The following is a 16,434-nucleotide window of genomic DNA, read 5'->3' on the forward strand; positions in this document are numbered from 1 at the left end:
AACGTCGAAGCGTTTCATTTAAAACGCACTTGCGTTTTAGGTAAAACGTCAAAGCGTTTAAAACAAACCGTCCTTGTGTTTCGGTTGAAGCGCAAGGACGTTTTTCTATGTAGTTACTGACGCAGCTGAGTGCGTGTGATTTCGCCTGTATACATGGTGTATGACTTGCTGTTATCTGCTTGAATGTTAAGTGATTTCAGATCTTCAGCCGTCATTTTCTGGCTCATTGACTTCTTACATTCGATAACTGCTGTCGGTTGGGAAGCACCTTGTGCATAGAATGAAATCTTATATTCGCTGCACTGTTCCATCAGGGCACTAAGAGCGATGCGGTCTTGTGCAATCAGCAGGTAAGCCACGTTTTTGTTGAACAATTTACCAAAACCTCCCCAGTTTTCGGCCTTGATTTCTATTTCTTCATCGTTGGCAGTCAGGGTAATGCGTCCGTTTTGCAACTGACTGTTCCAGTTGTCTGAGAATTGTGCTACAGGCACTTCCTTCAGTTCGCCGGTCAGGGTCATGGCCGGGGTCAGAGGAGTTGCCGGAACTACAGCAGGAGCTGTTTCGTTAGCCAGTACCTTTTGTCCCAGTGCATCGGTAGCCGACTGGAAGAGCTGGTCTTTCAGGTCGATGGTCTCACGACGGAACTTTCCGCAGATAGGAGCCAGTTTGGTTTTCTTCTTGTTCAGTGCCATGTCATCGGTAATCCATTCTTCGGCAGTATATTTTTCTCCTCCGTCGCGGTTCTCGTCATACCAGTAACGGATGCGGGTCATGGTCATGTGGCATACTCCATCAGCTACATTGATCAGATACTGGTAGTAGATGCGGGTACGGTCCAGTGAAAGTGCCGAGGAAGAGAACACAATGTATTCTTCGGCAGAGGCGGCAATGTCACCTTCTTCTTCGTTGGTATAGACTACTCGGCTCTGCAGTTTTCCGTCAGATTTGAAGCGGTTGTTGGCCCAGTCTAGCATCTGCTGATAGAGTTGTTCTTTTGAAAGGGAAGGAGCCTTGATTTCATGATTGAAGGTAACCTTTCCATCCTCCATTGTAATCGCTCCAGCCAGATATTTCGGGTCAGAGTTGTCTTTTTTATCTTTGGCCATTCCAAACAACGGCAGGCAGGCCAATAAGATGAACAATAGTTTTTTCATGATTCGTATCAAAGTTTTTTATAGTATGAAACATTATTTCTTAAAGATAGCATGTGTAAAGATAGGTATTTTTTTTAACTGCGGTGTAGGAATAGGATTTCTTATTATTTTTTTGTGAAACAATTATACATTTCAGTAAAAACAACAAAGCCCGTTTCCCTTTTCAGGAAAACAGGCTTTGTACGTATTTCTATCAAATAGAACCTCTCCGAAGCAGGAGTGGGGGATTATCGAACGGGAATTTTGTCGATGCGTGCCTGATGGCGTCCGCCTTCAAAATCGGTAGTGAAGAATTCCGTCATGATCTTGTCGGCCATTGCTTCATCAATGAAACGTCCCGGCATCACCAGTACGTTGGCATTGTTGTGCTGACGGGCCAGATGAGCAATTTCCGGAATCCAGCAAAGTGCGGCACGGATACCCTGGTGTTTGTTCAGGGTGATACCGATTCCTTCACCACTTCCGCAGATGGCAATTCCCGGATAGCATTCTCCGTTTTCTACTGCCAAAGCCAGCGGGTGAGCAAAGTCGGGATAGTCACAACTGTCGGTTGTGTAAGTTCCGAAATCTTTGTATTCCCATCCTTTGGCTTCCAGCCATTTTTTCACGTATTGTTTCAATTCAAATCCGGCATGGTCGGATGCAAGTCCTATTGTTTTCATCAGAGCATTTCTTTTACTTGGTTATATACATTTTCAGCAGTGAAGCCCAGTTTTTCATCCAGCACTTTGTATGGAGCAGAGAAACCGAATGATTCCAATCCCCAAATCTTGCCGTTTGCACCTACCAGACCCAACAAGTTGACTGGCAGACCAGCTGTCAGACCAAATACTTTGGCTCCAGCCGGAAGAATGCTTTCCTGATATTCCTTGCTCTGGCTGCGGAACAAACCTTCTGACGGAACTGATACGATACGAGTCTTCACACCGTCTTTGTGAAGCAGTTCGGCTCCAGCTACCAAGGTAGATACTTCAGAACCAGAAGCTACCATGATGACATCCGGGTTTTCGTCAGAACCAGCTACGATGTAAGCTCCCTTGGCAGCCTGTGAGTAGTCTGTACCTGCAGGCAACATGTTGATGTTCTGGCGAGACAGAATCAGAGCCGACGGAGTATCGGTATTTTCCATAGCCAGTTTCCAGCAGACAGTAGTTTCTTCTGCATCGGCCGGACGAAGTACCAGCATAGAGTTCTTACCGTGATGGTTTTTCAGTTTTTCCATCAAGCGGATTTGTGCTTCCTGCTCTACTGGTTCGTGAGTAGGACCGTCTTCACCTACCCGGAATGCATCGTGAGTCCAGATGAACTTCACTGGCAACTGCATGAGGGCAGCCATACGTACAGCCGGTTTCATGTAGTCTGAGAATACGAAGAATGTACCGCAGGCAGCGATTACACCACCGTGCAGTGCCATACCGATACAGCAGCAAGCCATAGTCAGTTCGGCTACTCCGGCCTGGAAGAAGGAACCGCTGAAGTCACCGTTTACAAATGCATGAGTCTTTTTCAAGAAACCGTCAGTCTTGTCAGAGTTAGACAAGTCGGCAGAAGCACAGATCATGTTAGGAACCTGCTGTGCCAATGCGCCTAATACTGCTGCAGATGCGTTACGAGTAGCATCGTTTGCTTTCTGTTGGATACTAGCCCAGTCTACTTTCGGGGCTGCTCCGCTGAACCATTCTTTCTGTTGAGCGGCTTTTTCTGGATTAGCTGCAGCCCATGCAGCTTCTTCTTCATGACGTGCAGCTACGATAGCTTTCAGTTCTTCTTCACGTTTTGCGTAAATTTCTTTTACGTCATCGAAGATAACAAACGGATTTTCAGGGTCAGCACCCAAGTTAATCATGGTGTTCTTGTAAGCGTCGCCACCCAGAGGAGCACCGTGAGTCTTACAGTTGTGTTCGTATGAAGAGTTATCGTCCTTGCGGGCACCCTTACCCATGATACATTTACCGATAATCAGCGTCGGGCGTTTGCTTTCTGCTTTTGCAGCATCCAGAGCAGTACGGATTTGTTCGCAGTCGTTACCGTTGATTTCGATGACATTCCATCCCCATGCACGGTATTTCATGGCTGTATCTTCAGAGATAACATCCTTTGTTTCTGTAGAAAGCTGGATGTCATTTGAGTCATAGAACATGATCAGGTTGTCCAGACCCAGGTGACCGGCAATACGGCCTGCACCCTGAGAAATTTCTTCCTGAATACCACCGTCAGAGATATAAGCGTAGATAGTTTCTTTATTGAAAGTAGGATTACCCGTACGAGCTGCAAGGAATTTGGCAGCGATGGCAGCACCTACAGCAAATACATGTCCCTGTCCCAGCGGGCCAGAAGTGTTCTCAATGCCGCGCATTACGTCCACTTCAGGATGTCCCGGAGTAGGAGAGCCCCACTGACGTAATTGTTTTAATTCGTCTAATGTAAATTTACCGATAAGAGCCAATTGTGAATACAACATCGGTGACATGTGGCCCGGATCCAGGAAGAAGCGGTCGCGACCTTCCCATTTCGGGTTCTGAGGGTCATACTGCAGATACTCTGCATACAAGACATTGATGAAATCGGCTCCACCCATTGCACCTCCGGGGTGTCCAGACTTTGCTTTTTCAACCATTGAAGCAGCCAAAATACGAATATTGTCAGCAGCGTGATTCATTACTTGTTTGCTGTTCATATAACTAAATTTTGATTTGTATGCTACATAAAATACGGGTGGCACAAGTCACCCGCTTTTTGAAATTATGAGCAAAGGTATGACATTTATATGTAAATTACAAAGTGTAAGTAACTTATTTATTTTACATTTTTTTACTTCTTGTATTTTACCGCAGCCTCTTCTACCGGCAGACAAGCCTTGTAATTTTCAATATAAGCATTGAATCCGGCTACGTCTTCTGCGGTAGGAGATACCTCCACGCCAGCATTTCCGGCAAACACTTTTTCGTCGAGGAAGTCAGCCAGTGACTGCTTCTTGTCATTGTTTACCAGATAAGAACCTAACAGGGCAATACCCCATGCACCACCTTCTCCTGCAGTTTCCATCACAGAAATCGGTGAGTTGATGGCTGCTGCAAGAACTCTCTGACCTACACCTTTGGTACGGAACAGACCTCCGTGACCTGTGATGCGGTCTACTTTGATTTTTTCTTCGTTGAAGAGAATGTCATTTCCAATCTTCAGTACGCCTACCGATGCATACAAGTGTGCACGCATAAAGTTGGCCAGGTTGAATTTATCGCTTGCTGTACGTACGAATAACGGACGTCCTTCTGTCAGGCCGGTTACAGGTTCGCCTGAGAAATAGTTGTACGAAATCAGTCCGCCGCAGTCTGCATCACCTGTCAGTGCGTGGTTGTACAGCTTGCCGAAAATTTCGTCCATATCTATCGGCATACCCATCAGTTCCTGGTATTCCTTGAACAGGTTTACCCATGCATTCAGGTCGGAAGTACAGTTGTTGCAGTGTACCATGGCTACCAGGCTTCCGTCAGGAGTAGTTACCATGTCAATCATTTCGTATGGTTTTGACAGGTCTTTTTCCAGTACGATCATAGAGAAAGAAGAAGTTCCAGCCGATACATTACCCGTGCGCTGTTTTACAGCATTGGTAGCCACCATACCTGTTCCTGCATCACCTTCCGGTGGACAAGCAGGTACACCTGCTTTCAGATGGCCTGATACGTCGAGTTTCTTGGCACCTTCTTCAGTCAGGCAACCAGCATTTTCTCCTGCCAGCAATACTTTCGGCAGAATGTCTGTCAGTTTCCAGCTGTATCCGTAAGGAGCTACTAACTTGTCGAATTTTTCAATCATTTCGGCAGAGTAGTTCTTTGTCTCAGGGTCGATAGGAAGCATACCAGAAGCATCACCGATACCCAGAACTTTTTCGCCGGTAATCTGCCAGTGTACGTAACCTGCCAATGTAGTGAAGAAAGTGATGTCCTTCACGTGTTCTTCCTTGTTCAGGATAGCCTGATAGAGGTGAGAGATACTCCATCTCAACGGAATGTTGTAGACAAAGAGTTCAGACAGTTCGGCAGCTGCTTTGCCAGTGTTGGTATTTCTCCATGTACGGAACGGTACGAGGATTTCTTCTTTATCGTTGAAAGCCATGTAACCGTGCATCATGGCACTGATACCGATGGCTGCCAAGTTTTCTATTTCGATACCGTACTGGCTTTTTACGTTTGCGCGAAGATCAGCATAGCAGTCCTGCACACCAGCCCAGATAGCTTCAATGCTGTAGGTCCAAAGACCATCTACCAGCTGGTTTTCCCAGGTGTGACTTCCCTGAGCAATAGGTTTATTTTCCTGGTCAATCAGGACAGCTTTGATTCGGGTAGAACCGAATTCAATACCCAAAATGGCTTTACCTGCCTCAATGGTTGACTTTGCATCTTTCATATTAAAATCGATTAGTTAAAGTGAAAAATAAGGCAATATTAAAAAATAAAAGTGCTGCCAGAAAGAAATCTTCTGTCCAGCACTTTTAAGATATACTTGATTAAGTATTAGCAAAGAGCTTTGTTCAGCATGTAGTATACTTCGTTCATGCGAAGTTCTTTCTTGAAGCTGTCGATGGTAGTATCTTTGTTGATATGTACCATTTCGATACCCGCAATTTCAGCATAGTCTTCCCAGTATTCTGCAGTCAGGTCGTATGAGAAGCAAGAGTGGTGAGTACCACCAGCCAAAATCCATGCACCCGCACCGATTTCGAAGTTAGGCATCGGTTTCCAAAGTGCAGAAGCAACCGGTAATTTCGGCAGCGGTTTCGGTTCGATACATTCTACGTCGTTTACAATCAGACGGAAGCGGTTGCCCATGTCTACTACAGTAGCAGTACATCCTGTACCTACCTTAGAAGTGAAGACAAGACGTGCAGTCTGGCTCTTGCGTACACCGATACCGAGGAAGTGTACTTCCAGACGAGGTTTCTTGGCAGCAATCATCGGACAAACTTCCAGCATGTGAGCCTGAAGGATAGAGCTGTTTTCACCGTCGAAGTTCAGTGTGTAGTCTTCCAGGAAAGAACATCCGTTAGGCAATCCCTGGTTCATTACCCATACTGTACGATACAAAGCAGCTGATTTCCAGTCTCCTTCTGCGCCGAAACCATATCCTTCTGCCATCAGGCGTTGTGAAGCCAATCCCGGAATCTGGTCGAAGTAGCTTCCGTCAGTCTGACCCAGGTCGTCGAAGTTAGTTGTGAAACCTTTGGCACCTTTAGCTTTCAGGATAGCACGCAGAGCCAATTCAGCTTTAGCTGCGTTCCATACTTTCTGGTATGCTTCAGAAGCTTTGTCTTCCAGTGCTGCATCGTGGTCGTATTCATTGAAGTAAGTTTTTACAAGAGCTTCTACCTCTTCGTCTTTTACTTCTTTGTGATAGCTCATCAGTTCGCTTACTGGACAGTAGTCTACGTGGTAACCCATGCGCTGTTCAGCTTCTACTTTATCACCGTCTGTAACGGCTACGTTGTTCATCTGGTCACCGAAACGCAGAATCAGCATATCCTGAGAGTCTGCCCATGCAGCACATACGCGCATCCATACAGCAATCTTAGACAATGTGTTTTCATCTTTCCAATAGCCAACTACTACTTTGCGGCGTACGCGCATACGAGCGCAGATGTGACCAAATTCACGGTCACCGTGAGCAGACTGGTTCAGGTTCATGAAGTCCATGTCCATGGTATCCCAAGGAATTTCCTTGTTGAACTGAGTGTGCAGGTGGAGCAACGGTTTCTTCAACTGCTGCAAGCCGTGAATCCACATTTTAGCAGGAGAGAAAGTATGCATCCAAGTGATTACACCGATACATTTTTCTTCGTTGTTGGCTGCTTTGAACACTGCTTCTACTTCTTTAGAAGAGTTGGCAGTTCCTTTATATACTACTTTTACAGGCAATTTGCCGCTGGCATTCAAACCTGCTACCATTTCGTTGCTGTGTGCGTCTACTGCGATAACTGCATCGCCTCCGTAAAGGAGCTGAGCTCCGGTTACGAACCATACTTCATATTGATCAAATGCGTTCATAGTGATTTTATGTTTTTATTTGGTTGGATATTTGTTTTTATGTTATTTTTTCTGTCCGTAATAAGCGTTCGGACCGTGCTTGCGGCTGAAGTGTTTTTCTATCAGCAGCTGATTCATGGTCAGGTGTGGGGTGACAGCATAAGCAATGCTGGCCATTTTGGCTACCTGTTCCATAACTACGGCATTGTGAACGGCATCGTGGGCATCCTTACCCCATGAGAAAGGACCATGGTTCTTTACGAGTACGCCCGGGGTATGTACCGGATTCATGCCTTCAAAACGTTTCACGATTACGTTTCCAGTTTCCATTTCGTAAGCTCCCTTCACTTCTTCTTCTGTCATGTCGGCAGTGCAGGGGATGGCTTCGTGGAAATAGTCGGCGTGAGTCGTTCCGATGTTCGGAATATCGCAGCCTGCTTGTGCCCATGCGGTAGCGTAGGTAGAATGTGTATGTACCACACCTCCGATTTCAGGAAAAGCTTTGTACAATACAAGGTGAGTCGGTGTGTCGCTTGAGGGACGTAAGTTTCCTTCTACCACGTTTCCTTCCAGGTCGACTACTACCATGTCTTCTGCTTTCATTTCATCGTAAGACACTCCACTGGGTTTGATAACCACCAGTCCGCTTTCACGGTCGATGGCTGATACGTTTCCCCACGTGAAAATAACCAGTCCGTGTTTCACCAAATCCAGGTTGGCATGAAACACTTCTTCTTTCAGTGCTTCTAACATATTCTTAAAGTTTGAATTTTGGATCTTTCTGATAAACCTTGTCATTGAATTTGTAGAGAGAGGCTCCTCTTCTTGATCCAGTTTTATCAATTTTATCAGTTTTTTCTATAAATCCCATCTCTGCAATACGCTTGCGGAAATTTCGTTTGTCCATCGGTTCACCGTAAATCGCTTCGTACAAACTTTGAAGCTGCGTCAGGGTGAACAGTTCTGGCAAGAGGTTGAAGCCTATAGGTGCCCTTGAGGCTTTTTGCTTCATGATGGCACGAGCTTTCTCGACCATTTCATTGTGGTCAAAAATCAGGTCGGGCAATTCATTGATGTTTACCCAGAAAGCATTGTGCTGTTGCACCAGTTCACGGTCATATTCATTGATATTGATTAAGGCATAATAAGCCAGTGAAATAACTCGTTCGCCCGGATCGCGGTCTACAGCTCCGAATGCGCCAATCTGGTCCATGTATACATTTTCCAGTCCGGTCAGTTCACTTAATACGCGTTTGGCTGCATCATCAGCACTTTCGTTTTCCTGAATGAAGCCTCCCATCAGCGACCATTGTCCCATTGCAGGTTCGAAGTTTCTTTTGAGCAGCAATAGATTCAGTTCGCCTTTGTCGAATCCGAAGATAATACAGTCGATTCCGACATAAAATTTGGGATTATGATTATAGTATGTGGTCATGAAGTTCGTGACTTTTGGTTCTTTACAACTTGGTCTCTTTTGGTCTTTGTTATTTTTCTACTGTAAACTTGAAGATACAGTGGCTGTGGTAAGTTTGTCCCGGAGCCAGAATAACAGAAGGCCATTGGGGTTTGTTGGGACTGTCAGGATAGTGCTGTGTTTCCAGACATACAGATGCACGTTGCGGGTATGCGATGCCTTTCTTTCCCTTCACTGTTCCGTCCAGGAAGTTTCCGGTATACACTTGAATACCCGGTTCGTCTGTATACACTTCCAGGCTGATACCTGTGGTCGGGCTGGTCAGTTTGGCTGCCACCTGATTGATGTCACCTTTGGTTTTCAATACCCAGTTATGGTCAAATCCGTTACCGAATTTCACTTGTTCGTTAGAGAAATCGGTCACTCCTTCGCTGATGGCCTTCGGTGTGTTGAAGTCGAACGGAGTATCTTTTACTGCCATCATTTCACCTGTTGTCATGAAGGTGCTGTCTACCGGAGTAATACTGTCGGAAGCTACGTAAAGCAGATGATCTGTAGCAGGTTTAGACGGGTCACCATTCAAGTTGAAATAAGAGTGGTTAGTCATGTTGATGACTGTTGTCTTATCTGTAGTAGCATCATATTTGATGTCGATGGCATTGTCAGCTGTCAGTGAGTAAGTCACGTTGGCAGTTACATTTCCTGGGAAGTTATTGTCTCCATCAGGTGATTTCATGGTCAGCACGATGGTGCTGTCATTGGCTTGGTTGGCTTCGTATACCTGATACTGCCATCCGGTAGGACCACCGTGCAGGCAGTGACCGAAGTTATTGGTAGGAAGCTGGATTTCCTGTCCGTCAATAGTAATTTTTCCTTTGTTGATTCGGTTGGCATAACGGCCGATGGAAGCTCCGAAGTCACTTGGAATATTCTGATAGTCAGCTATGCTGTCAAAGCCAAGAACGACATCTGTCATCTTTCCATTTTTGTCGGGAACCATGATTGATACGATTCGTCCTCCGAAATTCGTTACACAAACTTCCATTCCCTGACTGTTCTTCAGAGTGTAAAGTTTGATAGGTTTGGTATTTTCTGCTGAAACCTCAAAATTAGCAGGGTTCAAGCCTGATAATGTCAGTTCCGGTTGTTGGGCTTGCTTGGAAGCACAACCGCTCAATACTGCAAGGATGATACTTGCCCCTAAAAAAGATTTGTTCATGCTTTTCATATGAAATTGTTGATGTTTTTATCTATGGTGTAAAAGTAACACTTAAAACGATTGCTTGTTCTTTTTTTTCAGATGTTTTTCAACATAGAATGAGTGTTTTTCAGTAGTTTCTATAAAACAATGAAGAGGATATGCAGCTTTTTTACATATCCTCTTCATTTATAAGTTAGTTTTTATGGATTACCAGAAGTATGCATAGAACAATGCGCAGAGAACTACAACGCCCAATGTGGCAATTACATCCCACATATTCCAGCTTTCGCGAATAGCTTTCTTGTAGTCGCCAGTGAAAGTGATAGCTGCAATTTGTTCAGATGTCGGTTTGGCAGTAAACATGGATACTACGTACATCATGATAACGATGAATACCAGTAACCATACCTCGAAGATAAGCCAGTTAGTCTGCCAGAACCAAGAAGTGCATTCCCAGAACGCTCCGTCCATTACCGCTTTACCAGAGTCAGTGATTACATTAGTCAGCAAGCGCAGCATACCGATGAGGAATCCTCCGATAAGTCCCCATTCACCAGCTTTCGGTGTGATACGCTTAGAGAAGATACCCAGTGTAAATACGGCTACCATGGCAGGAGCAATCAAAGATTGAATATCTTGAAGATAAGAATACAGGTTACCCATGTTCATCATGATAGGCATCCATGCCAATCCCAACAGTACGACAACGACTGTAGCTACACGTCCTACCATTACGTAGTGGCTTTCGCTCATACCCTTTTTCATAGGTTTGTAGAAGTCTTCTGTAAACAATGTCGCGCAACTGTTAAAGAATGCGGCCAAAGAAGCTACGAGGGCGCAGATGAAACCGATGGTTACGATACCTTTCACACCTGCAGGCAGGATATTCTTTACCATCATGGCAAAAGCACCGTCTGTGTCATGTGTGTTGGTTATATCCATTACGATGTTGCTGCCGGTTTTCTGTGAGAGTGCGAATGCTACCATACCCGGAATCAGGAACATGAAAACAGGCAACAGTTTGAAGTAACCGGCTGCGATTGTACCGCGGCGTGCGCGTGCCATAACCTTGCGGTTGTCTTCTCCTTTAGTCTGTCCGAGCACACGCTGTACGATGTGCTGGTCTGTACACCAGTACCAGAAACCGATGATAGATGCTCCGAGGAATACCACGTAACCTGGGAATTGCGGATACATCGGGTCAGCTGGGTCAGTGTGGAACATATGAGTTGTTCCGAAACCGTCGTGTGCGGCATTACAAACAGCCATCATTTGTGACCATCCTTCTGAGATACTGCCATCGCCAAGCATATTCAAGCCCAGGAACAAAACCAGGAACGAACCGATGATAAGAATAGGAGTCTGGATGGCAGAAAGTGTCATTACTCCTTTCATACCTCCGAACACAGTGAAGATAGCCGTGATAAAGATAAGGCCAATTGCTCCCCACCAGAATGGAAGTCCAAGTAAGTATTCAAAGAAGATACCACCAGTAAATGCAGTAACAGATACTTTTGTCAATACGTAGGCAATCAGTGTAATGATAGACAACCATGAACCAGTACGTTGTGTGTAGCGGAATTTCAGGAAGTCAGGCATGGTGATAATCTTGCCCATTTTGTTGTTTAATAGCTGATAAAACGGAACGAACAGCCAGCCTAGAATCAGGATCATCCAACCCTGCATTTCCCAGTGTGCCATACCTACACCGTCTTTTGCACCTGTACCGGCCAATCCTACAAGATGCTCAGAACCGATGTTTGCTGCGAAGATGGCAGCACCGATAATGTACCAAGGTTCCCCTTTTCCGAAAAGGTAGTCCTGACTGTCGGCACCTTTCATTTTTTCCTGATCTTTCTTTATTGCACGGTAAACAGCCCATACAATAGCCATGACTCCAACGGCGAGAACCAACCAGTCGAGCCAAATAAATTCAGTTGAATTCCAATTCATAATAGTATTATTTTAATTATTTGTGTATTGATTTCTCGGTTATCAAAAACTGGTTCTATTTCATTTGTTTTTCAAAGTGTATTAGTAACACTAATTTGAATGCAATATTACGGATAAGTGTAAAATTACACTAATAAAAACCCATGTTTTAGAGCATGTTTCCTTCTTTTTTTTCATCCTCTTTCGTTTTTAACATTTCAGCGGACAACGAAAGTAAAAAACTTCTGTAGACTTTTGAGTATTTTTACGTGTCCGTTCGTATTAGTATATGTGAAAATAAAAAACTAGAAGATATGAAAAGGCTGATTCTTTTGCTGTGCCTGTCTGTAGTTATAGGGGCGGTACATGCACAAACCGGGCGGTTAGACTTGAAGCTTCCGCAAGGACATCCCCGCTATCTGACCACACAGGAGGGGAAGAAAGAAACTCAGGAGTTGATTAGAAAGGCTCCTTGGGCAAAAGTGGCTTCGATAGCGGACAGATATATGTTCATCTGTCAGTGGGCGTTGAAAAAACTGGCCAATTATGGATTCGACGCGGTCACAGGTATCATTGAATGAGTATGGAAGCGAAGTTAATCATAGTATGTCAACTGCATTTGTATGGAATAGGGCTACATATGATGCTGCTTTCATGACGGAAGGATTGAACCGCATAAAGGATATGCTGTATTCCATATTAAGGATTAGCTGACGCTTATTTTCGTGGTACGTCAGAAAGGAGAAGCTTGGAACCGTCCTTTCATTCAGTTGGATGCAGATGGAGTAAACATTCGTACGGATGTGCCGGCCAATATATTGCTACGGAAGTAGAATGGAATATGGATGTACATGGTTATGGCTTTTTGCCAGGTATTTGTAGGGTTAACGTATTGACAGTTTTGAAGTAATCTGATAAATACTTTGGAGATAAGCAGGAAACCTCTTGTCGTTTATTATGTTTCCCGAGGCGAAACCGTATGTTTTCAGCAAAGAAACCCTACATTTTCGTTTCGGGAAACATACGGTTTGCACGGGGGAAACATAAAATATGCGAGCGAGTATTTCTTTCTATGTACTTACGTTTTGCGTTAAGTAAATACAATGAATAAAGATGGTTTATTCTTATTTTTTCAGCATCTGGAACAGTTTGTCCAGTTTTGGCGACATGATAATCTCCGTGCGGCGGTTCTTAGCGCGTCCTTCTGCTGTTTCATTGTCGGCCACTGGCATGAATTCTCCACGTCCGCTAGGTTGTATCTGCAGTGGATTGACCTTGTATTTTTCAATCAGGATACGTACTACAGAAGTTGCTCGGATTACGCTCAGGTCCCAGTTGTCCTTGAATTGTGCGGTATGAATCGGTTTGTTGTCGGTGTGTCCTTCAATGCATACGTCAATTTCAGTCTGTTTGTTCAGCACCTCGGCCAGTTTACCCAAGGCTTCTTCGCCACGCTTGTCCAGTTTGGCACTTCCGGATTGAAACAACAGTTTATCAGACATGGCCACATAGACCTTGCCATTCTGTTCTCGTACGGTCAGTTCGTCACTGCTGAAGCCAAGCAAGGCATCCTTTACACTGTTGAGCAGATTTTGCACCTGGGCATTTTGCTGGTCTATCATGCTTTGCAGTTCTTGAATGGTTTTTTCGCGTTCATCCAATTCTTTTAGCTTTTCACCGAGCAACGCATTCAGTTTTTCCTGCTCATTCATGTTGCTCGACAGCAGTTGCTGGTAATGTCGGATTGAGGTCCCTTTTCGGCTTGTATCTTGCTGCAATTGGGCAATCTGTCCACGCATTTTGTCCATTTCGTTATGGCATTCATTTAATTGTCCTTGCAGCTTATCGCCTCTGGAAAGAGCTTCTATTCTTCCGTTCTCTGCAAGAAGGAATTTTTTCTTGGTGACACACGAGGTGCTGCTTATCATCAGTACTCCGGTCAGCACTATTACATTTAATCTTTTCATAGTCTTATATTTTTTCAAAAAAATGTGGTTCTATTTTTTGTGTGAAGGACACCCGTTGCATCCGCTACATCCGCATCCACATCCGTTTGAATTTCCTTTTCGGCGGATAAGGGTACGGAAAAGGTGCCTGCCAGCCCAGAGAAGGCAGCAGGCTACAATGATATATACGAGAATGTCTTGAATATCCATAATGGTAAAAATTATTAGATGAATAAACTTCCTATCTGATAGACTCCGAATGACACAATCCATGCCAGTACGGTGGTGTAGGTTGCAGCAAAGATAGCCCATTTCCATCCACCGGATTCCTGCTTGATGGCAGCTAAGGTTGCAATGCACGGGAAGTAAATCAGTACGAACAACATGTAACCGTAGGCTACGAGTGGTGTGATGGGGATGCGTTCGGAAAGATCGACGGAATCTACATCGTCCTCGTTGGTGTAGAGCACTCCCAAGGTACTTACCACAAGTTCTTTGGCTCCGATTCCCGACAGAATACCGATACCCATCTTCCAGTCGAATCCCAACGGCTCGATGGCGGGTTCAATGGCTTTTCCTAACTGGCCGATATAGGAGTTCTCCTGTTGCTCGGCAGTGGTTTCGTATGCTTCGTGGTTAGGATAGTATCCCAGAAACCAGATGATAATGGAAGCTACCATGATGATTCCACCCATCTTTTTAAGGTACTGCTTTCCTTTCTCCCATGTGTGGCGCAGCACTACTTTGGCGGTTGGCATGCGGTAGGGAGGAAGTTCCATCACGAAGGGGCTGTCATCGCCTTTCACCAGGAACTTGGTGAAGATGCGGGCCATGAGTACGGCCAGCAGGATGCCGATGGCATAGATGGACAGCAGAATCAGACTGGCTTTGCCGGGGAAGAATGCGCCGATCATGACCAGGTAGATGGGAAGGCGGGCACTGCACGACATGAGCGGGTTCACTAACATGGTGACCAGCCGTGCCTTGCGGCTCTCGATGATACGCGATGACATGATGGCAGGTACGTTACATCCGAATCCCATGATGAGCGGGATGAACGATTTTCCGTGAAGTCCCATTTTATGCATGATTTTATCCATGATAAAGGCTGCACGTGCCATGTAGCCGGAATCTTCCATAAAGGAAATAAAAAAGTAGAGCAGCAGGATATTGGGCAGGAAGACAATTACGCCTCCTACACCACCAATGATTCCGTCAATAATCAGGTCTTTCAGCGGGCCCGGACTCAGGAAGGTTTCTGTTCCCTGTGCAATAAGTCCCACGAACCATTCGATGGCTTGTTGCGGGTATTCTCCCAGTACAAAGGTTCCTTCGAACATGATGTACAAAAAGATGAAGAAAATGGGGAATCCCCAGAAACGGTTGGTCACGATGCTGTCTACCACTCGTGTAAACGCTTCCGTGTCATGATTATTTTGGGTGAAGGTATCCTTCAAGGCTCCTGAGATAAAGCCATATTTGGCATCGGCAATGCATTGTTCGCTATCGTCATTGCCCAGCTCACGCAGACGTGCCGCTTCGTTGTCTCTGATAGCTAGGATTTCTGCTCCGTTGGGGAGGGGAGCGATGACGCGTGTCTCTATATCCTTGTCATTCTCCAGTAACTTGATGGCCAGAAAGCGGGTAGAGTATTTGTGACGGATATTTTCGTTTTTACTGATTTCCCTCTTTACGTTGTCGATGCTCCGTTCAATTTCCGGTCCGTGGTTGATGTGGATGTGGCGGATAAAACCTTTGGCGGTGAAGTTGTCTTCTTCGCCTGCCCCTTCATACTTATGTCCGGGCACATAGGCATCGTGCCATTCGCGGAAGTCGCGGAGAATTTCGTTCTTGATTTCTTCTTTCTGTCCCATGAAGTCGGCTCCCTCATACAGACCGATAATAACGTGGAACAGGTTGTCAATGCCTTCGCCCGTACGACTTACTGTCGGTACCATAGGTACTCCCAACAGTTCGCTCAACTTGTGGTAGTTCAGTTTGTTGCCGCTGTGCTGCAGGGCATCGTACATGTTCAGTGCCACTACCATGCGCACGTTCATATCAATAAGCTGGGTAGTGAGGTAGAGATTACGTTCCAGGTTGCCTGCATCCACCACGTTGATAATCACATCGGGTGTTTCCTCGATGATGTGTTTACGCACATAGAGTTCTTCCGGGCTGTAGGCCGAAAGGGAGTAAGTACCTGGTAGGTCCACCAGACGGAAGTGATAACCTTGAAAATCAAAGAAACCCTCTTTGGCATCTACGGTCACACCACTGTAGTTACCCACGTGTTCGTGTCCACCTGAAGCGACGTTAAAAAGTGAGGTTTTTCCGCAGTTCGGATTTCCCACCAATGCCACATTGATGGTACGTCGTTTTCCCTGAGCAATGTTTTTCATTACCTCATCGCTTACGGGGATACCCTGCGAAATAGGTTCATGGTAAGTATCTGTGGCGGCTGTACGTCGTGCTTCTTCTTCGCTGACGATTTCAATCATATCGGCTTCCTGTCGGCGGAGGGATACTTCGTAACCCATTATTTTGTATTTGATGGGGTCTTTAAGCGGTGCATTGAGTACCACTTCCACTGTTTTTCCCTTAATGAACCCCATTTCAATGATGCGACGGCGAAATCCTCCGTGTCCGAGGACTTTGATGATGACGCCTTTTTCGCCAGTTTTCAATTCAGAGAGTTTCATGTTTTATTCACTGTTTTAATTCGATGCAAAGATAGGGCATTGCATCTTTTTCTGCAAACTAT

The 16,434-nt window shown here is 45.3% G+C and carries 13 protein-coding genes; 1 reads left to right on the forward strand and 12 read right to left on the reverse strand.

What is annotated here, in order from left to right; translation table 11 throughout:
• Nucleotides 1–113 precede the first annotated feature (113 nt).
• From WKT20_RS10315 to WKT20_RS10355, 9 genes are all read right to left on the reverse strand, one after another.
• Nucleotides 114–1,157, reverse strand: coding sequence for a DUF4468 domain-containing protein (locus tag WKT20_RS10315; RefSeq protein ID WP_117702366.1), 1,044 nt, complete (start codon nucleotides 1,155–1,157; stop codon nucleotides 114–116).
• A 227-nt stretch (nucleotides 1,158–1,384) separates the two neighbouring features.
• The gene (rpiB, locus tag WKT20_RS10320; protein WP_007561878.1) at nucleotides 1,385–1,819 is read right to left on the reverse strand and encodes a ribose 5-phosphate isomerase B; all 435 of its coding nucleotides are present in this window, start codon (nucleotides 1,817–1,819) and stop codon (nucleotides 1,385–1,387) included.
• Nucleotides 1,819–3,834, reverse strand: a complete 2,016-nt coding sequence (locus tag WKT20_RS10325) for a transketolase family protein (RefSeq protein WP_117702367.1) — start codon at nucleotides 3,832–3,834, stop codon at nucleotides 1,819–1,821. Before WKT20_RS10325 ends, rpiB begins: the two co-directional genes overlap by 1 nt.
• A 134-nt stretch (nucleotides 3,835–3,968) precedes the next feature.
• The gene (locus WKT20_RS10330; RefSeq protein WP_117702368.1) at nucleotides 3,969–5,564 is read right to left on the reverse strand and encodes a xylulokinase; all 1,596 of its coding nucleotides are present in this window, start codon (nucleotides 5,562–5,564) and stop codon (nucleotides 3,969–3,971) included.
• Between the two features lie 107 nt (nucleotides 5,565–5,671).
• Entirely contained in the window at nucleotides 5,672–7,198 is a 1,527-nt protein-coding gene (araA, locus tag WKT20_RS10335; RefSeq protein ID WP_007561883.1) for an L-arabinose isomerase, read from the reverse strand.
• Nucleotides 7,199–7,240: 42 nt separating this feature from the next.
• Nucleotides 7,241–7,930, reverse strand: a complete 690-nt coding sequence (locus WKT20_RS10340) for an L-ribulose-5-phosphate 4-epimerase (protein WP_117747372.1) — start codon at nucleotides 7,928–7,930, stop codon at nucleotides 7,241–7,243.
• A gap of 4 nt (nucleotides 7,931–7,934) precedes the next feature.
• Entirely contained in the window at nucleotides 7,935–8,612 is a 678-nt protein-coding gene (locus tag WKT20_RS10345; protein ID WP_117702370.1) for an NUDIX hydrolase, read from the reverse strand.
• Between the two features lie 49 nt (nucleotides 8,613–8,661).
• Entirely contained in the window at nucleotides 8,662–9,819 is a 1,158-nt protein-coding gene (locus tag WKT20_RS10350) for an aldose epimerase family protein (RefSeq protein WP_118242619.1), read from the reverse strand.
• Between the two features lie 180 nt (nucleotides 9,820–9,999).
• Nucleotides 10,000–11,745, reverse strand: a complete 1,746-nt coding sequence (locus tag WKT20_RS10355; RefSeq protein WP_117747374.1) for a sodium:solute symporter — start codon at nucleotides 11,743–11,745, stop codon at nucleotides 10,000–10,002.
• 293 nt (nucleotides 11,746–12,038) lie between these two features.
• Here WKT20_RS10355 and WKT20_RS10360 point away from each other — a divergent pair, with 293 nt between their 5' ends.
• Entirely contained in the window at nucleotides 12,039–12,305 is a 267-nt protein-coding gene (locus WKT20_RS10360; RefSeq protein ID WP_117702373.1) for a hypothetical protein, read from the forward strand.
• Between the two features lie 543 nt (nucleotides 12,306–12,848).
• On the opposite strand, the gene WKT20_RS10365 is transcribed toward WKT20_RS10360, so the two are convergent.
• From WKT20_RS10365 to feoB, 3 genes are read right to left on the reverse strand one after another with little or no spacing between them, the layout of a single operon-like run.
• Complete coding sequence (locus tag WKT20_RS10365; RefSeq protein ID WP_007561911.1) at nucleotides 12,849–13,691, reverse strand: OmpA family protein; 843 nt, start codon at nucleotides 13,689–13,691, stop codon at nucleotides 12,849–12,851.
• 30 nt (nucleotides 13,692–13,721) lie between these two features.
• Nucleotides 13,722–13,988 (reverse strand): FeoB-associated Cys-rich membrane protein, encoded by a 267-nt coding sequence (locus WKT20_RS10370; RefSeq protein ID WP_310591266.1) that lies wholly within the window; start codon nucleotides 13,986–13,988, stop codon nucleotides 13,722–13,724.
• Complete coding sequence (gene feoB / locus WKT20_RS10375; protein ID WP_118163072.1) at nucleotides 13,895–16,372, reverse strand: ferrous iron transport protein B; 2,478 nt, start codon at nucleotides 16,370–16,372, stop codon at nucleotides 13,895–13,897. The genes WKT20_RS10370 and feoB overlap by 94 nt, the downstream gene beginning before the upstream one ends.
• Nucleotides 16,373–16,434 lie beyond the last annotated feature (62 nt).

Origin of the sequence: Phocaeicola sp. ICN-14070 (assembly GCF_037892625.1) — a bacterium.
Lineage (GTDB): Bacteria > Bacteroidota > Bacteroidia > Bacteroidales > Bacteroidaceae > Phocaeicola > Phocaeicola plebeius.